The organism is Corynebacterium macclintockiae (genome assembly GCF_027570165.1).
GTDB lineage: Bacteria > Actinomycetota > Actinomycetes > Mycobacteriales > Mycobacteriaceae > Corynebacterium > Corynebacterium macclintockiae.
Map to the genome: position 1 here is coordinate 1 of NZ_JAKMUV010000030.1, position 1,049 is coordinate 1,049.

The 1,049-nt window shown below is 53.2% G+C and carries 1 protein-coding gene; it reads right to left on the bottom strand.

The features are described 5' to 3' along the window. Window positions 1-992 (bottom strand): IS256 family transposase (locus L8U58_RS10135; RefSeq protein WP_269955273.1); only part of this gene is annotated, 992 nt, incomplete at its 3' end. Window positions 993-1,049: the final 57 nt, after the last annotated feature.

The window sequence follows — 1,049 nt, forward strand, 5'->3', positions numbered from 1 at the left end:
CGTGGATACTTTTCTCCCAATTCAGAGGCTTCAAATTCGTCTAAGGCAGCCTTAGCTGTGGACTCGTCCGCAGCGGTGTAAATCTTTTTCAACGCGGCTGATACGCCCCGGCGATCCCCGTAGGCTACCCATCGGTTAGCTGCACGAATCAGGTGCACGATACAGGTTTGCACCATCGAGTTCGGCCAAGTTGCCTCGACTGCTTCTGGTAGGCCTTTAAGCCCGTCACAGCAGACGATAAAGACGTCTTTGACCCCACGATTGGAAAGATTGGCGCATACCTGCGCCCAAAATGAAGCGCCTTCTTCTTTGGCGATCCACAATCCCAAAATGTGCTTGATGCCGTCCAGGTCCACGCCGATTGCCATGTACGCGGACTTGTTGACTACTCGGCCACCGTCGCGGACTTTAATGCGCAACGCATCCAGGAAAATGACCGGGTAGAACTCGTCTAGCTGGCGGTTTTGCCAGATCATGACCTCATCGAGGACGGCATCGGTGACTGCGGAAATCGTCTCATGGGAAATATCAACCCGCATCGCAGTTGCCATATGGTGCTGGATGTCCCTAATTGTCATCCCACCGGCGTACAAGCTGACGATCATGTCATCGACATCAGTCAAGCGCCTAGAACCTTTAGGAACCATAGTCGGCAAGAATGTTCCAGCCCGATCTCTCGGGACATCAACGGTCACTGGCCCGTAGTTAGAATCCACGGTCTTTGGATACGATCCGTTGCGGTAATTGTCTGTCCCAGCAGCAGCTTTAGCGCTCCTGTCGCCAGACTCGTAGCCCAGGTGGGCATCCATTTCAGCGTTGAGTCCCCTGGTAATCGAGGCCTGCAACATGCCGCGAACTAGGTCATTGGCATCCGTTGTAGACGTGCCTAGGTCATCAATCAGCTTCGCGATTTCAGGGTTAGCAAGCAGCTTCTTTTCAATCGCATCAATTTTGGCCTTATCAGCCGGATCTCGTCGTGCCACAGTAGTCATTCTGGTCCATCTCCTCATGCAGGTTAGGTACCCACACACAAACCATCAGACACTCTC